The following is a 17,432-nucleotide window of genomic DNA, read 5'->3' on the forward strand; positions in this document are numbered from 1 at the left end:
CCGCCCGTGTCGATCAGCGTGGTTCACCGGGTCCGTGCGTACGCAGGGTGACGGCGTTGTCCGAAGCGCGACAACCGGCCGCATCGGACGGTCCGCCGGGACGAAGCTGGGACTTTCACGGCACGGAGGGGGCCTGCGATGCAGCGGGTGATGACGGGCTTCCACGCGGGGGGCGGTTGGCGGACCGACCGGCATCCTCGATTCATGATCGACCTGACCGGCGACGGCCGCGCGGACATCGCCGGTTTCGGCGAGGCCGGCCTGCACACCGCGCCGGCCGCGGGCGGCGGTGCGTTCGGCGTGCCCCGGCTGGCGCTGGCCGCGTTCGGCTACGCGGCCGGCTGGCGGGCGGACCGGCATCCGCGCCTGTTCGCGGACCTGACCGGCGACGGCCGGCCGGACGTCGTCGGGTTCGGTGACGACGGTGTGACCGTCGCGCGGAACAACGGCGACGGCACGTTCGCCGCGGCCCGGCTGGTCGTGCCGGACCTGGGCTACACCGCCGGTGGCTGGCGGGTGGAGCGCAACCCGCGGTTCGCCGTGGACCTGACCGGCGACGGCCGCGCCGACCTGGTCGGGTTCGGCGACGACGGCGTGGTCACCGCGCTCGGCAACGGCGACGGCACGTTCACCGCGCCGCGCCTGGTGCTGGCCGACCTCGCGACCGAGGCGGGCGGCTGGCTGGTCGAGCGGCACCCGCGGTTCGTCACCGACCTGACCGCCGACGGCCGCGCGGACATCGTGGCGTTCGGCGACGAGGGCGTGGTGGTGGCGCAGGGCAACGGCGACGGCACGTTCGCGCCGCCGAAGCTGGTGCTGGCCGCGTTCGGCTTCGACGCGGGCGGCTGGCGCACCACCCGGCACGAGCGGGTGCTGGCGGACGTGACCGGCGACGGCCGGCCGGACATCGTGGGCTTCGGCGAGGACGGCGTCTGGGTCGCGCTCAACGACGGCGCGGGCGGCTTCGGCCCGGCTCGGCGGGTGCTGGACGACTTCGCGATCGGCGCCGGTGGCTGGCTGCTGGACCGGCACCCGCGGCTGCTCGCGGACGTGACCGGCGACGGCCGCGCGGACATCGTCGGCTTCGGCGACGCGGGCGTCCGGATCGCCCGGAGCAACGGCGACGGTACGTTCGCCACGCCGGCCCCGGTGCTGACCGGTTTCGGCCAGCGGGCCGGTGGCTGGCGCGTCGACCGGCATCCGCGCTTCGCGGTGGACCTGACCGGGGACGGGCGCGCGGACCTGATCGGGTTCGGCGAGGACGGCGTGTGGACCACGCCGAACGCGGGCGACGGCACGTTCCGTACCGTGCGGGTGCGCCGGGACGCCTGGGACCTACCCACCTGGGACCCGATCCTGCTGCACTACGCGCGCGCGGTGCGGGCGATGCAGTCCCGGCCGATCTCCGACCCGGCGAGCTGGGCGTACCAGGCGGCGGTGCACGGGCGGAACGGGTCCACGCCGTCCGGTGCGGACTGGAACCTGTGCCAGCACGGCAGCTGGCACTTCCTGCCCTGGCACCGCGGCTACCTGTACTGGTTCGAGCGGATCGTGCGCGCGGAGGTGATCCGGCAGGGCGGGCCGGCCGACTGGGCGCTGCCGTACTGGGACTACTCGACGCAGGCGCGGGCCGCGCTGCCACCGGCGTTCCGGGAGCGGACGCTGCCGGACGGCACGCCGAACCCGCTGTTCGTGGCGCAGCGCGCGGCCGGGCTCAACGCGGGCGGGCGCCTGCCCGCGTCCGCGACCGGCAGTGCGAACGCGATGCGCGCCACCGCGTTCACGCCGGGCTTCGGCGGCGGGCGGACGAGCCCGCAGCACTTCTTCAACGCGTACGGCGAGCTGGAGTTCACGCCGCACAACGACGTGCACTCGCTGATCGGCGGGCTGATGGGCGACCCGAACCAGGCCGCGCTCGACCCGGTCTTCTGGCTGCACCACGCGAACGTGGACCGGCTGTGGACGGTGTGGCTGCGCCAGGGCGGCGGCCGCGCGAACCCGTCCGACGCGGCGTGGCGCAACCAGTCGTGGGTGTTCCGGGACGCGTCCGGCAACCGGGTCACCACGACCACGGCGGCGCTGCTGGACACCGACCGGGACCTGGGCTACGTGTACCAGGACGGCGTCGGTCTCGCGCCGGCCGCGGCCGAGGCCATGGTCGCCGAGGCGGCCGCGGTGCCCGCGCTGGAGCTTGCCGGTGCCTCCGACCGGCCGGTCGAGCTGGCCGGCCGGGCCGCGGCCGTGGACGTGCCGGTCCTGGTGGAGTCGGTGAGCGCGCCCCGGGCCTTCCTCAATCTTGAGGACATCGAGGCGGAGGCCAACCCGGCGCTGGTGTACGAGGTGTTCGTCCGCCCGATCGGCGACGCCCGCGCGGTGCCGCACTACGTGGGGAACGTGTCGTTCTTCGGCATCGAGCACACCGGGCCGCGCGGGGACACGCCGCACGGGTTCCGGCGTACGTTCGACATCACGGACTGGGCGGCGGCGCACGGCACCGGCGTCACGGTGTCGTTCCGGCCGCTGACGCTGGCGGAGCCGGACGCGGTGTCGGCGGCCGGGGCGGTCCCGGCGGTGCGGGTGGGCAGGGTGAGCGTCTTCTACGCACCGTGATCGATCCGCTGCGGTGTCGTGGCGGTGCGGTGACCAGGAAGAACGTTCACGTACCCGCTAGACGCTCGTGAATGTGAAGTGGGTGGTCGCTTCGGTCCGAAGCGTGCTCACTACCATCGCGCCGGTGATCCACAGAAGAGCGTCCATAGTGGCCGTTCTCGGCCTGGTCGGCATCGTCGCGGTCGCACCGTCCGCCGCGCTCGCCGACGAGACCGAGACCGCACCACCCGCCGAACCGGCCAAGGTCGAACTGGTCCTCGACGTCAGCGGGTCCATGGAGGCCGCCGACATCGACGGCCGCACCCGCATGTCCGTCGCCAAGGACGCGTTCAACACGGTCGTCGACGCGGTGCCGGAGACCACCCAGCTGGGCATCCGCGTGCTCGGCGCCACCTACGGCGGCGACGACAAGGCGGAGGGCTGCAAGGACAGCCAGCAGCTGGTGAAGGTCGGCCCGATCAACCGGGTCGCCGCGAAGAACGCGATCGCCTCGCTGCAGCCCACCGGCTTCACCCCGGTCGGCCTGGCGCTGCGCGGCGCGGCCGAGGACCTCGGCACCGGCGGCTCCACCCGGCACATCATTCTGATCACCGACGGCGAGGACACCTGCGCGCCGCCGGACCCGTGCGAGGTCGCCCGCGAGCTGGCCGCGCAGGGCACCAACCTGGTGGTGGACACGCTCGGCCTGGCGCCGGACGAGAAGGTGCGGCAGCAGCTGGTCTGCATCGCGACCGCGACCGGCGGCACCTACACGGCCGCGACCACGCCGAACGAGCTGACCGACCGGATCACGCAGCTGGTCGAGCGCGCCACCGACGTACCGGCCGCGGCCCCGCCGGTCGCGGTCGCCGGCACGGACGCGTGCGAGGGCGCGCCGACGCTGACCGCCGGCATCTACACCGACCGGGAGAAGTTCGAGGAGCACCGGTACTACCGCGTCGTCGTCGCGGAGGACCAGGAGCTGCGCGCGTCCGTCAGCCTGGCGCTGGACCGGCCGCTGCAGCGCGACTACGGCGTGCTGCTGCGTGCGACCGCCACGGACGGCCGTGAGCTGGTCCGCGGTACGGACGCGGGCAGTGGGCGGACCGACGTGCTCTCCACGGGTCTGCGCTACTCCGGCGCGCTGGACTCCGAGGAGACCGAGGACGCCGACGCGGAGCGCGTCGTCTGCCTCGTGGTCAGCAACTCGTTCGCGCCCGGTGCCGGTGCGGCCAACGCCGCGAACACGCCCGGCATGCCGATCGAGCTGAGCATCGACGTGGTCGACGCCTCGCCCGCGCCGGACGCGCCCGGCCTCGGCCGCGGCTTCCTGCTGCTGCTCGTGCTCACCGTCTCCGGCCTCGTCGCCGGCCTGCTCGCCGGCTGGCTGACCCGCTGGTGGGTCGCCACGTGGAGGAACTGATCATGCGTCTTTCCCGTCACCTCAGCGGCGCCGTGGTCATCGGCGGCCTGCTGTTCGGCGCGGCCGTGCCCGCGCAGGCCGCACCGGCCACGCCCACGCCGGACGGCGGCGTCACGCCGTCACCGGGCGCGCGGACGGTCACCAAGGCCGGCACCAGCTTCCTGACCGCGACCGAGATCGAGGCCGGGCAGCCGGTCGAGGTGGACGCGGCCACCGGCGAGTACCTCTACTGGGCGTTCGCCGCGCGGGCCGGGCAGGTGCACGACATCGAGGCCACGGTCACGCTGCCGCCGGCCGCGGACCGTACCGGCGACCAGGCCTGGACGATCGAGGTCTTCGACGGGCTGCGCCGCCGCCAGGCGTGCGTGGACGGCGTGCAGAGCCCGGTCGCGAAGACCGCGGACGCCGCGGTCGAGCTGCGCTGCTCGCTGCGCCGGGTGCGATCCTGGGCCGAACCGTGGTCCGGCGACCCGCTGCCCGGCACCTACTACGTCCGGCTGTCCATCACGGACCTGCCGGAGAAGGACCTCGGCCAGTCCGCGAAGGTCTCGCTGCTGGTCGGCGCGACCAACGCGGGCACGTCCGCGGACGACGGCGAGCTGGCCGCGCCGCTCGACCCGGTGACCCGGGCCGGGACGGTCAACGCCCAGCCGTCCGCCGCGCCGTCCGGCCAGCCGCTCGGCGCCGCGGACGACGAGGACACCGAGAGCTGGACCTGGAGCTGGGACTGGCTCCCGGACCTGCCGAAGTTCTCCGCACGCTGGTTCTGGACCGCCGGCGGTGGCGTGCTCGCCGCGATCGCGGGCGTGGTCGGCTTCGCGTTGACCCGCCGCCCGCGCGTCCGTCCCTGATGCCCTCCTGATCCCCCGCGGACCGGCGCGTGCGCGGCCAGCCCCCACGCCCGCGCCGGTCTCCCTGCCCCCAGGGGGAGAGAACGGCCGGGCCCGGTACCTTCCTCGCCGGGCCCGGCCGTCCGTCGTCCAGAGCGAAAAACACCATCAGGGGTACGGGTTCCCGCCCGCGATGAGCGACCCTGAGTGGTGACGACCCGACTCCGCGTGTTTGATCGCATCGATTCCCGGGCATGCGGCCCGGCGGTGCGGGCCGTCGCGGGAGGTCGGGATGAAGATCGAAGCGCTCACCTGGTCGTCGGCGGGGGCGTGGACCGCGCGCTGGGCCGCCGGTGCGGTCCTCGGCCAGATCGTCTTCGGCCCGACCACGATGCTGTTCCTCGCACTCGTCACCGGCGTCGCGGCCGGGGCCGGCGCGATGTACCTGATCCACCGCCGCGCCGTGGGCCCGCGTGCCGGGCGCCGGGTCCGGTCGAGCCCGGGGCGGATGTCGCGCACGGCCGGGTCAGGCGCCCGGCGGCCGTTCGTGCCGCCGGCCCGGCCTGCCCCGGCACAGCCGTCACCCGCGCCCGGTCCGCCCTCGGCTGCCTCGGCGACCCGGCCGGTCTGCACGTGCGGGGCGGCGTCACCGCGTACCCCGGTGGCCGTTGTCTCCGCACGGCTCGCCGCACTCGCGGCGCGCTCCTGGCGTGCCCTGCGTCGCCCGCGCGCCACCCGCCCTGCCCCGCCGGGCCCGCCACCGGCCCGCCGCTACTCACCGCGCGCACCGAAGCGCTCGTTCTCCCCGCTCGCCCCACCCGGCCCGAAAATGTCGTAGGTTGACGCCAGCGTGCCGCCATAAGGCTGACGGCCCCTCCGCCACCGCTCGACATCGAGGCGAAGTTCCCGGAGTTCACCGGTCTGGCCCGCACCACGTGGCGACGGTGGGTCCCGGTGGAGGAGGCGCCCGCCGACCAGCCGGAAGGGGCATATCCGGATTCTGCGCGCGCAGGAGCCCTCGGGCGTGATCGTCGGGCGTACGGGCGTGATGTACCTGCTCACCTGCACGGCCTGTGCGCATCGGCCGATCGTGATGGAGCTCCACTGAGCTGAGCGCCCGCGGAGGCCGTGGTCTGGCATGATGGCGGGCAGCATGACGATGATTGACATCTGTAGGGACAGCCTGGACGGTCTGTCGGTGGGTGACGCGCTGGGCGCGCAGTTCTTCGTTCCGGGCACCAACCCGGGAAGGCTTCCGGACGGGCCGTGGCCCTGGACCGACGACACCGAGATGGCCTGCTCGGTCACGGCCGCGCTGCGGCCCGGCCGGCCGATCGACCAGGACGAGCTGGCGGCGCTGTTCGCCGAGCACTTCGAACCCTATCGCGGGTACGGCGGGGGTGCGGTCGTGCTGCTGCGGCAGCTGCGCGAGGGCGCGTCGTGGCGGGAACTGGCACCGGCCGCGTTCGGCGGCCAGGGGTCGATGGGCAACGGGGCGGCGATGCGGGTGGCGCCGCTCGGCGCGTTCCACGCCGGGGATTCGCGGACCGCGGCGCGGGAGGCGCTGCGGTCGGCCGAGATCACGCACGCGCATCCGGAGGCGATCCTCGGTGCGGTGGCCGTGGCGGTCGCGGCGGCCGAGGCCGGCTGGGCGCGCACGGTGCGTGACCGGCCCGCGCCCGCGGACCTGCTCGACGCGGTGCACGGTCTTCTGGTGGAGAGCCAGGTGGCCGCGGGCGTGGGGCGGGCCCGGCGGCTACTCGGTGTGAGCGTGGCCGAGGCGGCGTACGAGCTGGGGAACGGATCGCAGGTGCTGGCGCCGGATACGGTGCCGTTCGCGCTGTGGGCCGCCGTCACGCATCTGCACGACTTCCCGGCCGCGATCATGGCGTGCGTGGAGGCCGGCGGAGACGTCGACACCACCGCGGCGATCGTGGGCGGGATTGTGGCGTCATATACGGGGCGTGACGGAATTCCGGAGGAGTGGCTGGCACGGCGGGAGCCGTTGCCGTCCTATGCGCTAAACGTTTCCTGACGCGTACCCTCCGTTATTTTCGATGTGCCGGTCGTTTCCGCTGGTTACCGCTTGTGACCAGCGGCAACGCCCGTTGATGCCGTCATAGGGCGAAATTTCCGGCACACCGCGTGCGACCAGGAAGATCACAGTAGGCGGACCCCGGCGCCGGCCGGGCGGGCACTGGGGCAGAATCGACCGTCCGCAGTGGCCGTGGCCGTACCGGAAATCGATGACCGAACTGCTTCCCCGGTCTTTTCCGAAGAAGATTCGTTCGGTACGGTCTGGGGCGCTGTGCCGAATTAAGCAATTCTTAAAAGAGCGGTGGGAAGCCAAAGTGACCGAGGGTATCGACCTCGTTGTTGCGGCCCGGGTGGGGGACCGTCGAGCGCTTGCGGAGCTGAACGCGCTCCATCTGCCCCTGGTCTACAACGTCGCGGGCCGTGCGCTGCGCGTTCACGCCGACATCGAGCACGCGGTGCGCCGCACGTTCGCGCGCGCCGCCCGCGAGCTGGCGCAGCTGCGCGACCCGGACCGCTTCCGCGGGTGGTTGCTCGCGTGTACGGTCCGTGAGATCGCGGGTGTCCAGGCCGCCGGGACCGGCGCCGCCACCGCGCTCGACGGCGGGCCCGCGGCCCCGTCCGCGGACTTCGTCAGCCTCTGTGTCGTCCAGCACAAGCTCACCGGCCGGCGCCGGGAGCTGGACGAGGCCACCCGCTGGATCGACGGCGAGCACTCCGTGGTGCTGGCGCTGTGGTGGCTGGAGGCCGCCGGCCTGCTCACCCGCGCCGAGATGGCGGACGCGCTGCGCATGCCGCCGGACCACGTCACCGGCCGGGTCGCCCTGCTCCGCGAGCAGTGGGAGCAGGCCCGTGCGCTGGTCGGCGCGCTGCGCGCCCAGCCCGGCTGCCCCGAGCTGGCCGCGCTCACCGACGGCTGGGACCACCTGCCCGCACCGGCCTGGCGCCGCGGCCTCGGCCTGCACGTCGGTGACTGCCCGGTCTGCGGCACCGCGATCGCCGGCCTGCCGGAACTGGTCCGGCTGCTCGGCGAGCAGCCGCTCGTCCCGGTCCCGGCCGCACTGGTCGGCGCGCTCGCCACGGACGGCCTGGTCCCGCCGGACGCCGCGCGCACCAACCCGATGCTCGGCGGCACGCCGCCGGTCACCCCGGTCCGCGCGGCCACCACCGGCCCGAACGGCCCGGCACCGGGCCGCCCCGGCGCCTACTCGGCCGGCTGGGCCGGTGCCCCCGGCACGGCCGCCGCCGCGGCCGCCGCGGCCGGTGGCGTGGCGGCGACGCCGGGCGCGGGAACCACCCGATCGGGTGAAGTCTCGGCCGGGCCGACCGCCGACATCACGGCCATCGCGGCAGCCGCGGCCGCCGGAGCGACCGGCGCCGCTGTGGCGGGTGCGGGCACGGCCGCGGGTGCGGCCGCCGCCGCGGCGGGTGCGGGCCGGGCCGCCGGTGCGGCCGGTGCCGTCACCGCGGGTACCGGCCGGGGTGCCGGTGCGGTCACGGCGGGTACCGGCCGGGGTGCCGGAGAGACCGGCGATGTCCCGGCGGGCACCGGCCGGGCGGGATCGCCAGGCTCCGGGCGGCCGGAGGCGACGACCACCGGGACCGCGCGGCGTGCGGAGCCGACCGCGTCGCGCGGTGGCGCGGGCGTCCGAAACGTGGCGGAGGCCGCCGCCGCACGACGTGCCGCCGACGGCAGCAGGGCATCCGCGGAATCGCGTGACGCCGATTCGTCTGCCTCGCGGTACCCGGGTGGTGCCGCCGGACAGGACTCCCGGCAGGCGGCTTCGCCGGACGTCGCCGGAGCGGCTGGTGGGCGGCGCACCGGGGCGCCGGGGGCTGCGGGCAGCTCTGGCGGGCAGGATTCCCGGCAGCCGGGTGTCGCCGGAGTTGCTGGTCCCGCCGGCGGGCGGCACACCGGGACGCCGGGAGCGGGCAGCGTGGCTGGACAGGCCGGTTCGCGGCAGTCGGCCTCGGCGGGCGCCGGTGGCGCGGCCGGTGCCGATGGCCCGGCCGGCGGGCGGCACACCGCGACGCCGGGAACCGCGGGCAGCACCGCCGGACAGGATTCCCGGCAGCCGGGTTCGGCAGGCGGCGCCGGTTCCGCCGGCGCGCGGCACACCGCGACCCCGGGGACCGCGGGCAGCGCAGGCGGAGGGGATTCCCGGCAGACGGGTTCGGCGGGCGTCGCCGGCGCGGCCGGTGCGGCCGCCGGCCGTACCGTGGCGGGCTCTTCCGGTGTCGTGGCCGGGAAGGCCGATGGCACGGCCGCGCTGCCGATGATCGGTGGCAAGCGGGCGCCGGAGGAGCCGCCCACGTGGCGCGGCACGCCGACCCGGATCGTCGGGCCGGCCGCGTCCGCCGAGCCGGGGGCGGCCGACGAGGCGCCGACGTGGACGGGCGCGCCGACCCGGATCCCGGCCACGGACGCGCCGACCGCGATGCTGCCGGCCGTGTCCGGTGGTGCGCCGGCCAAGGGGGCGCACCAGCGTGAGGTGCCGCCGGGGAAGCAGAGCGGCGCGGGTACCGTGGCGATCCCGAAGCAGCGCGGGGCGGACGCGGACACGACCGCGGTCATCCCGCGGGTGCCGGCCGACGACCGGGATGCCGGCGACACCGGCGTGCTGGCCGGCGTGATCCTGCCCGGCGACCAGTTCGTGCCGCCGCAGACCGCGTCGCGGCACATTCCGCCGCCGTCCGGTGGTGACGGTGACGACGACGCCGGCGCGATCGTGCCGCTCCGCGACGCGGAGGAGCCGGAGCACACCGGGCGGTCGAAGAAGGCGCTGGCGCTCGCCGGGATCGCGGCCGTGGTCGCGCTGAGCACCACGGCCGGGCTGATCATCAACAGCGTGATCGGCGGTGACGAGGAGACGCTCACGCCGATCGCGGCGCCGTCCGGCGCGGCGCAGTACGCGGTGCCGCCGGTGGTGGAGACGTTCGCGTCGGCGTCCGCGTCGCCGTCGGCATCCGCCTCGCCCTCGCCGTCGCCGTCCGTGTCGCCGTCGCCGAGCCCGTCGGCCGCCGCGAAGCCGTCACCGTCGAGGACGCCGTCCGCGGCGCCGCCGTCACCGGCCGCGCCGCCCGGCGGCGGGACCACCGCCGACCTGCGGTCACTGCGGACGGCCGGCTCCGACCGGTACGTGCGGGTCAGCGGCGGCAGCGTGACCGTGGAGCGCGGCTCGGGCACCTCGTTACAGCTGGTACCCGGCCTGGCGAACGCGGGCTGCGTGTCGCTGCGCACGCCGGACGGCCGCTACCTGCGGCACTTCGACTACCGGGTGCGGGCCGACGGCGACGACGGCTCCGCGCTGTTCAAGGCGGACGCCACGTTCTGCCTGCAGCAGGCGGGCGGCGCGGTCATGCTGCGGTCGCACAACTTCCCGGAATACTTCCTCCGGGTACGTGACTCCGGGCTCTACATCACGCAGATCGACCGCAACTCCGCCGCGTCGATGCTCTGGGTGCTCACCGACCCGGTCGGCTGAGTGGCCGGGTGACCGCCGGGGGCGTACGTACCCCCGGCGTCACGGGTGCGGTGGTGTGGCGACGATCAGCAGCGCGACGTCGTCCTCGCCGGTGACCACCGGGCCGTGCCGGATCAGCAGGTCGGCCAGTGTGTCCGGCCCGGCGCGGTGCTCTCGGCGCAGCAGGTCGCGCACGACGTCGAGGCCGTCGTCGAGCGTGGCGGTCCGTGTCTCGACCAGGCCGTCCGTGTAGAGCACCAGCGTCGTGCCGGGCGGCAGGTACCGGGTGTGGTTGCGGCGCGAGGTGCGCCGGGCGGCGCCGATCAGCGGGTCGTGCCCGTCGAGCAGGTCGACGCCACCGTCGGGCAGCACCACCAGCGGCGGCGGATGCCCCGCGTTCGCCCAGGTCAGCACGTGCCCGCCGGCCGGCGCCGGATCGAGGTGCGCGACCAGCACGGTGGTCAGTTCCGGGTGGCCGAGCGATCGGCTGGTGTGTTCCAGTCGGCGCAGCAGCGCGGACGGCGGCTCGTCCCGGTCGACCAGCAGCGTGCGCATCATGCTGCGGTACTGGCTCATCGCCGCGGCCGCCCCGATGCTGTGCCCGGCCACGTCGCCGATCACCAGTGCCAGGCGCTCCTCGCCCAGACTGATCGCGTCGTACCAGTCGCCGCCGACGTGGTCCTCGTGGTGCGCGGGGACGTACCGTGCCGCCATCCGCAGGTGGTCGTGCGCGGGCAGCGGCGTGAGCAGGGCCTTCTGCATGGTCGCGGCGGCCGTGCGCCGGTCGTCGAGCGCGGTCACCCGGACCAGCGCCTGCGCGGTGTAACCGGCCAGCGCGACCAGCACCGCCTGGCCGGCGTCATCCGGTGCGTACGGCCGGTCCCAGGTGAACGTCAGCGCCCCCACCGGACCGGCCGGACCTGGCAGCGGCACGCTGACCGCGGACTGCCAGCCCATCTCCGCGAACGTGGCCAGCGCGTCCGGTGTCTCGGCCGCGACCGCGACCGGGTCCGGCAGCACGACCGGGCGGCCGGTACGCACCGCGAGCGCGGTCGGGGTGGACGAGGCCGACGGATACCGCGCCCACCGGTCGGCGATCCGGGACGGCAGCAGCCGGGCGGACGCCAGCGTCAGGTGCCGGCCCGGCCCGATGACGGAGACGCCGACGTACGCCGGGTCGAGCACGTCCGCGATCAGCTCGTGGACCGCGTCCACCAGGCCGTCCAGGGAATCCGCGCCGGCCAGCGCCGTGCTGGCGCGTAACAGCAGCAGGTTGCGGTCGAAGGCGGCGGCCGCGCGCTGCTCGTGCCGGCGTGCCCAGTAGGCGGTGATGCGCAGACGCAGACTGTCCGAGCAGGCCGCGGCGAGGTCGGCCAGCAGTGCCAGCTCGGCGTCGGTCCAGTCCCGCGGCTCGTGGTCGATCGCGCACAGCGAGCCGAGGACCTGGCCGTCCGCGTCGGTCAGCGGCATGCCCGCGTACCCGATCACGCCGAGGTCCTCGATCGCGAGGTTGCCGCGCACGCGCGGGTCGGTCCGCGCGTCGACCACCACGAGCGGCTCGGAGGCGGCGACCACGTGCTGGCAGAACGAGTGCGACAGCGGCGTCTGCCGCTGCGCGGCCCACGGATCGCCGAGCCCGCAGGCACCCGGGAAGAACTGCCGGTCGTCGCCGACCAGCGACACCAGCGCGACCGGCACGCGCAGCACCGTGCGGACCATCTCCGCGAACCGGTCGAACGTCGCGTCCGCGACCGCGTCCAGCCCGGTGCGGGTCAGCGCCTCGAGCCGGGCGGTGAGCGACAGCACGCCGGACCGCTCCGGGAACGGCTCGGTCACGCGCACACCACGCGCCGGGCGGGCCGCCTCGTCACGCTCGCGGCACCGCCTCGGGGACGTTCGTCGCAGCCCGGCACGCCGGACATTATGACGACCGCCGGCCCCGGACCGCGAGCGCGGACGATGCCGATTCGATCACGCCGGGCGCCGGACCGGCGGGCGCCGGACAGGTGGGCGCCGGACAGGTGGGCGACGGACAGGCGGGCGCCGCCGGACGGGGGGAGTCCGGCGGCGCCCACGGATGGGGGCGAGTCACGCGCGCGGGGCTGCGGGCTCCGGCGTGTGCGTCTCCTCCTCCTCCTCGTCCAGCATGGTGGCCTCGTCGAACGGTTCGCGGCCGGACAGCACCGCGGCCAGGCGCTCCTTGTCGATCTCCCGGGTCCAAGTGCCGACCAGGACCGTGGCGACCGCGTTGCCGGCGAAGTTGGTCAGCGCGCGGGCCTCGGACATGAACCGGTCGATGCCGACGATCAGGCCGACGCCGTCGACCAGGTCGGGACGGTGGCTGGACAGGCCGCCGGCCAGCGTGGCCAGGCCGGCGCCGGTGATGCCGGCCGCGCCCTTGGAAGCGATGATCATGAAGAGCAGCAGCGAGATCTGCTCCCCGACGCTCAGCGGGTCGCCCATCGCGGCCGCGATGAACAGCGACGCCATGGTCAGATAGATCGCGGTGCCGTCCAGGTTGAACGAGTAGCCGGTCGGGACCGTGATGCCGACGACCGACTTGCTGATCCCGGCGTGCTGCATCTTCGCGATCAGCCGCGGCAGCGCGGACTCCGACGACGACGTGGACACGATCAGCAGGAACTCGCGGCCGAGGTACTTGAGCAGGCTGAAGATGTTCACACCGGAGACCAGCTTGAGGATCAGGCCGAGGATCACGAACACGAAGATCGCGCAGGTGACGTAGAAGCCGATCATGATCTGGGCCAGGCTCTTCAGCGCGTCCATGCCGGTCGCACCGACCACCGCGGCGATCGCGCCGAACGCACCGACCGGGGCCAGCCACATGATCATCGCGAGGATCTTGAAGACCAGGCGCTGGATCAGCTCGATCGCGCGCAGGACCGGCTCGCCGCGGCTGCCCATCGACTGCACCGCGAACCCGACCAGCAACGCCACCAGCAGCGTCTGCAGCACCAGGCCCTCGGTCAGCGACGAGACCAGCGTGTGCGGGATGATCCCGAGCAGGAACTCCGACGTGCTCTGGTGCGGCGCGTTCCCGGCCGCCTTCTGGCCCGCGGCCGCGATCGACTCGCTCAGCTGCATGCCCTGGCCCGGGTGCACGATATTGCCGACCACCAGGCCGATCGCCAGCGCCACCGTGGACATCGCGAGGAAGTAACCGAGGGCCAGGCCGCCGACCTTGCCGACCGACGCGGCCTTCCGGATCGACCCGATGCCGAGCACGATGGTGCAGAAGATGACCGGCCCGATCATCATCTTGATCAGGTTGACGAAGCCGGTGCCGAGCGGCGCCAGGGCCTTCGCGGTCTCCGGCCAGATGAAGCCGACCGCGATGCCGAGCAGCACGGCGACGATGACGGCGATGTAGAGGAAATGGGTGCGGCCGCCCGACCGCCGCGCAGGCGCTGTGTTCTCCGTGACGCTCATGCCGCAGACTGTGGCCTGTGTCTCACCCGCAAGGCACGATTGCGTTCATTCTGTTCATCGCGAGGACCCGGAACCGAAACATGCCGATCATCCGCCGCTGGAGCATCGCGCGCGAGCTGTTCGTGCTGCAGGTGCTGGTCGTGACGTTACTGGTCACGGCCGGGACCGTGGGCACGGTCGCGCTCGCGGCGCAGGACGCGCAGCACGCGGCCGTCGAGGAGGTCACCGCCGTCGCCGAGACGATCGCCCGCTCACCGCTGGTGGTCACGGCGCTGCGCGCCGACGATCCCACGACCACCCTGCAGCCGTACGCGGAGAGCGTGCGCGTCGCGACCGGCACCGACTTCATCGTGGTGATGGCGCCGGACCGCACCCGCTACACGCATCCGAACCCGTCGCTGATCGAGGGCGCGTTCGTCGGCTCGATCGACGCGGCGCTGCACGGCGGCGTGGTGGTGGAGACGACCACCGGCAGCCTCGGCCGGTCCGTGCGCACGGTCGTGCCGGTCCGCGACGAGACCGGCGCGATCACCGGGCTGGTCTCGGTCGGCATCACCACCGACGAGATCAACCGCCGGCTGCGCAACCAGCTCCCGGCCGTGCTGCTGGCCACCGTGCTCGCGCTCGCGCTGGCCGCCCTCGGCGCCTGGCTGCTCTCCAACCGGCTGCGGCGGCAGACGCACGGGCTCGGCCCGGCCGAGATGCGCCGGATGTACGAGTACTACGACGCGGTCCTGCACTCGGTCCGCGAGGGCCTGCTGGTGGTCGGCCGGGACGGCCGCGTCGCGCTGATCAACGACGAGGGCCGACGGCTGCTCGGCCTGCCCGACGACGTGCCGGTGTCCGCACTGTCGCTGCCGGCCGAGGTCGCGGAGCTGCTGACCGCGGCGGAACCGGCCGCGGACGTGCCGGTGCTGGCCGGCGACCGGGTGCTGGTCGCGAACCAGCGGGTGACCCGGTTCGAGGGCCGCACGCTCGGCACGGTCCTGACCCTGCGCGACCACACCGAGCTGCGCGCGCTCGCCGGTGAGCTGGACTCGGTACGCGGCCTGACCGAGGCGCTGCGCGCGCAGGCGCACGAGGCCGCGAACCGGCTGCACACCGTGCTCACCATGGTCGAGCTCGGCCGGGCCGACGAGGCGGTCCGGCTCGCCACCGCCGAACTGCAACTCGCCCAGCAGCTCACCGACCAGGTCGTCGGTGCGGTCGCGGAACCGGCGCTGGCCGCGCTGCTGCTCGGCAAGTCCGCGCAGGCCGCCGAGCGCGGCGTCGAGCTGGTGGTCGACCCGGCGTCCAGGCTGGACAGTGCGCGGCTGCCGAGCCGGGACCTGCTCACCGTGGTCGGCAACCTGGTCGACAACGCGCTCGAGGCGGTCGCCGGGCACCCGGTGCCGCGCCGGGTCACCGTGCTGATCACCGAGGAGCCGGCCGAGGTGCTGGTGCGCGTCTCCGACACCGGCCCGGGGATGACGGCCGAGGAGGCCGCGGCCGCGTTCCGGCGCGGCTGGACCACCAAGCGGGAGGGCCGCGGCCTCGGGCTGGCGCTGGTCCGGCAGGTCGCGGAACGGCACAGCGGCACCGCGTCGGCCGCGGCCGGCCCCGGCGGCGGCGCGGTCATCACGGTCCGGCTGCCGGTGGCCGGCGGATGAGCGCTCCGGTGCCGGCCCCGGTCCCGGGACGGCCGGCATGAGCGCGATCCGGGTACTGGTCGTCGACGACGAGCCGCTGATCGCGGAGGCGCACGCGGCGTACACCCGGCGGGTCGAGGGTTTCGAGGTGACCGGCGTGGCGCACACCGGGCGTGCCGCGCTGGCCGCGCTCCGCGCCAGCGGCGTCGACCTGGTCCTGCTGGATCTCCACCTGCCGGATCTGCACGGTCTGGAGATCGTCCGGGCGCTGCGGGCCGCCGGCAGCCCGACGGACGTGCTGGCCGTCACGTCGGCGCGCGACCTGGCGATGGTCCGTTCCGCCGCCGCGCTCGGCGTAGCGCACTACCTGCTGAAACCGTTCACGTTCGCGGGGTTCCGGGACAAGCTGGAGCGATATGCCGAGTACCACCGTCGGCTGCACGGTGACGGTCAGGTCGCGGCCCAGCACGAGATCGACCGGGTCTTCGCCGCGCTCCGCGGCACGCCCGCCGACTCCCTTCCCAAGGGCCTGGACGCGGCGACCCTCGACCTGGTGCTGGCCGCTCTGCGTACCCTGCCCGCCACCGGCGGCCTCTCGGCCGCGGAGATCGCCTCCCGCACCGGCGTCTCCCGCGTCACGGCCCGTCGCTACCTGGAATACCTCGCCGGGACGGGCCGGGTGGTGCGCGCCCCGCGCTACGGGGGACCGGGCCGGCCCGAGGTGGAGTACCGGCCGTCGTGAGGCGCGCACGCGGTCCGGCTGGTCAGTCGCCGCCGCTGCGCGCGTCCGGCACGGCCGCGGCGGTCACCAGGGTGCGGCGCGCGTCGGTGGGCGCGACCACGGTCATCGGCTCGTGGTGGGTGCCGGTCCGGGGCAGTGCCACGCGGGCCGGCTCGTCCGGGTGGTGCCGGCGGATCTCGTCGACGCCGCGCAGCAACGCGGAGCGCAGCGCCGGGCCGAAGCGGCGCTCGACGAAGCGGTGCACCAGCCACGCGGGGATCAGCATCAGCGCCATGGTGGCCGGCACCAGGAACTCCAGCGGGAGACCGGCGTCGACCACGCCGTGCCGGAGGAGGATGTAGCCGATCCGCTGGTGCAGCAGATAGTACGGATAGGTGAGCGCACCCGCCACGGTCAGCCAGCGCCAGTCGATGCGGTCCGCCCCGCCGAGCGCGATAGCGATCAGCACCAGATAGACCAGCGAGATGATCAGGACGGCCGGCCACAGCGGCACGTCCCAGCCGGGGTTGAGCTGTACGCGGTCGTTGAGGCTGTGCAGGTTGATCAGCCAGGTGAAGCCGAGCATGGCCCACAGCAGCGGGGACGGGCCGAACCGGCGGACCAGGTAGAAGAGGATGCCGGCGCAGAAGTAACCGGCGTACTCCGGCATGGTCAGCATGGTGACCACCGGGTTGGCGATGGGCACCGCGAGCACCGCCGCGGTCATCCAGGCCACGCAGAACAGCACCGCCCGCCGGTACGTGACGCCACGGCCCACCACCAGCGCCCACAGCAGGTAGAACCGCAGCTCGGTCCAGAGCGTCCAGTAGACGTTGTCGACCGACGGCGCGCCCAGCGGATGCTGCAGCATCGTCAGGTTGAGGCCGATGTCCACCCAGGTGAACGAGTCGTACACCGGGATCCACCCGCCCTTGACCGGCAGCAGCGTGGTCAGTGCGAGCGTGATCGCGATGCATACCCAGTACGCCGGGTAGAGCCGCGCCACCCGGGACGCCGCGTAGTCACCGAGCCGCTTGCCCCAGCTGCTCATCCCGATCACGAAGCCGCTGATCATGAAGAACACCTCGACGCCGAGGAATCCGTACACGGTCACGCGGCTGGCCGACGGCAGGTAGTGCGCCGGGCTGTGCGTTCCGTCCACCGCCCAGAACGTCGTGTAGTGGTAAAGGGCCACGGCCAGGGCGGCCAGCAGTCGGAGAGCATCGAGAACGGGAATTCGGCGCATAGCGACCCATCATCGTCACCCGAGAGCCCGATGACACGTGCTGCGCA

11 protein-coding genes are annotated in these 17,432 nt (G+C 74.3%); 8 read left to right on the plus strand and 3 right to left on the minus strand.

What is annotated here, in order from left to right; translation table 11 throughout:
- The first annotated feature begins 204 nt into the window (after nucleotides 1–204).
- The 6 genes from J2S42_RS37495 (at nucleotide 205) to J2S42_RS37520 (ending at nucleotide 10,361) form a co-directional block, all read left to right on the plus strand.
- On the plus strand, nucleotides 205–2,610 hold the full coding sequence (locus tag J2S42_RS37495) for a tyrosinase family protein (protein ID WP_307247109.1): 2,406 nt from the start codon (nucleotides 205–207) through the stop codon (nucleotides 2,608–2,610).
- Nucleotides 2,611–2,734: 124 nt separating this feature from the next.
- The gene (locus J2S42_RS37500; RefSeq protein ID WP_307247111.1) at nucleotides 2,735–4,012 is read left to right on the plus strand and encodes a VWA domain-containing protein; all 1,278 of its coding nucleotides are present in this window, start codon (nucleotides 2,735–2,737) and stop codon (nucleotides 4,010–4,012) included.
- A 2-nt stretch (nucleotides 4,013–4,014) separates the two neighbouring features.
- Nucleotides 4,015–4,863: a peptidase gene (locus J2S42_RS37505; RefSeq protein ID WP_307247113.1), complete on the plus strand. Its 849-nt coding sequence runs from the start codon at nucleotides 4,015–4,017 to the stop codon at nucleotides 4,861–4,863.
- 271 nt (nucleotides 4,864–5,134) lie between these two features.
- Complete coding sequence (locus J2S42_RS37510) at nucleotides 5,135–5,680, plus strand: hypothetical protein (RefSeq protein WP_307247115.1); 546 nt, start codon at nucleotides 5,135–5,137, stop codon at nucleotides 5,678–5,680.
- A gap of 315 nt (nucleotides 5,681–5,995) precedes the next feature.
- Nucleotides 5,996–6,877: an ADP-ribosylglycohydrolase family protein gene (locus tag J2S42_RS37515; protein WP_370879340.1), complete on the plus strand. Its 882-nt coding sequence runs from the start codon at nucleotides 5,996–5,998 to the stop codon at nucleotides 6,875–6,877.
- A gap of 316 nt (nucleotides 6,878–7,193) precedes the next feature.
- Complete coding sequence (locus tag J2S42_RS37520) at nucleotides 7,194–10,361, plus strand: AbfB domain-containing protein (RefSeq protein WP_307247116.1); 3,168 nt, start codon at nucleotides 7,194–7,196, stop codon at nucleotides 10,359–10,361.
- A 39-nt stretch (nucleotides 10,362–10,400) separates the two neighbouring features.
- Here the strand turns inward: J2S42_RS37520 and J2S42_RS37525 are convergent, their stop codons facing one another.
- Together J2S42_RS37525 and J2S42_RS37530 are read right to left on the minus strand one after the other, a co-directional pair.
- The gene (locus J2S42_RS37525) at nucleotides 10,401–12,176 is read right to left on the minus strand and encodes a GAF domain-containing SpoIIE family protein phosphatase (RefSeq protein ID WP_307247117.1); all 1,776 of its coding nucleotides are present in this window, start codon (nucleotides 12,174–12,176) and stop codon (nucleotides 10,401–10,403) included.
- 252 nt (nucleotides 12,177–12,428) lie between these two features.
- The gene (locus tag J2S42_RS37530; protein ID WP_307247119.1) at nucleotides 12,429–13,790 is read right to left on the minus strand and encodes a cation:dicarboxylate symporter family transporter; all 1,362 of its coding nucleotides are present in this window, start codon (nucleotides 13,788–13,790) and stop codon (nucleotides 12,429–12,431) included.
- An 80-nt stretch (nucleotides 13,791–13,870) separates the two neighbouring features.
- On the opposite strand from J2S42_RS37530, the gene J2S42_RS37535 reads away from it, so the two are divergent.
- Both J2S42_RS37535 and J2S42_RS37540 read left to right on the plus strand, forming a co-directional pair.
- Nucleotides 13,871–15,439 (plus strand): sensor histidine kinase, encoded by a 1,569-nt coding sequence (locus tag J2S42_RS37535; RefSeq protein ID WP_307247121.1) that lies wholly within the window; start codon nucleotides 13,871–13,873, stop codon nucleotides 15,437–15,439.
- Nucleotides 15,440–15,476: 37 nt separating this feature from the next.
- Nucleotides 15,477–16,160 (plus strand): response regulator, encoded by a 684-nt coding sequence (locus J2S42_RS37540; protein WP_307247123.1) that lies wholly within the window; start codon nucleotides 15,477–15,479, stop codon nucleotides 16,158–16,160.
- 22 nt (nucleotides 16,161–16,182) lie between these two features.
- Here the strand turns inward: J2S42_RS37540 and J2S42_RS37545 are convergent, their stop codons facing one another.
- Complete coding sequence (locus tag J2S42_RS37545) at nucleotides 16,183–17,385, minus strand: acyltransferase family protein (RefSeq protein WP_307247125.1); 1,203 nt, start codon at nucleotides 17,383–17,385, stop codon at nucleotides 16,183–16,185.
- Nucleotides 17,386–17,432: the final 47 nt, after the last annotated feature.

The organism is Catenuloplanes indicus (genome assembly GCF_030813715.1).
Lineage (GTDB): Bacteria > Actinomycetota > Actinomycetes > Mycobacteriales > Micromonosporaceae > Catenuloplanes > Catenuloplanes indicus.

Bases quoted from the DNA above. Each gene is read 5' to 3' on its own strand.
- J2S42_RS37530 (WP_307247119.1), bottom strand. From the start codon at position 13,790: ATGAGCGTCACGGAGAACACAGCGCCTGCGCGGCGGTCGGGCGGCCGC.
- J2S42_RS37495 (WP_307247109.1), top strand. From the start codon at position 205: ATGATCGACCTGACCGGCGACGGCCGCGCGGACATCGCCGGTTTCGGC.
- J2S42_RS37515 (WP_370879340.1), top strand. From the start codon at position 5,996: ATGACGATGATTGACATCTGTAGGGACAGCCTGGACGGTCTGTCGGTG.
- J2S42_RS37510 (WP_307247115.1), top strand. From the start codon at position 5,135: ATGAAGATCGAAGCGCTCACCTGGTCGTCGGCGGGGGCGTGGACCGCG.
- J2S42_RS37535 (WP_307247121.1), top strand. From the start codon at position 13,871: ATGCCGATCATCCGCCGCTGGAGCATCGCGCGCGAGCTGTTCGTGCTG.
- J2S42_RS37505 (WP_307247113.1), top strand. From the start codon at position 4,015: ATGCGTCTTTCCCGTCACCTCAGCGGCGCCGTGGTCATCGGCGGCCTG.
- J2S42_RS37540 (WP_307247123.1), top strand. From the start codon at position 15,477: ATGAGCGCGATCCGGGTACTGGTCGTCGACGACGAGCCGCTGATCGCG.
- J2S42_RS37545 (WP_307247125.1), bottom strand. From the start codon at position 17,385: ATGCGCCGAATTCCCGTTCTCGATGCTCTCCGACTGCTGGCCGCCCTG.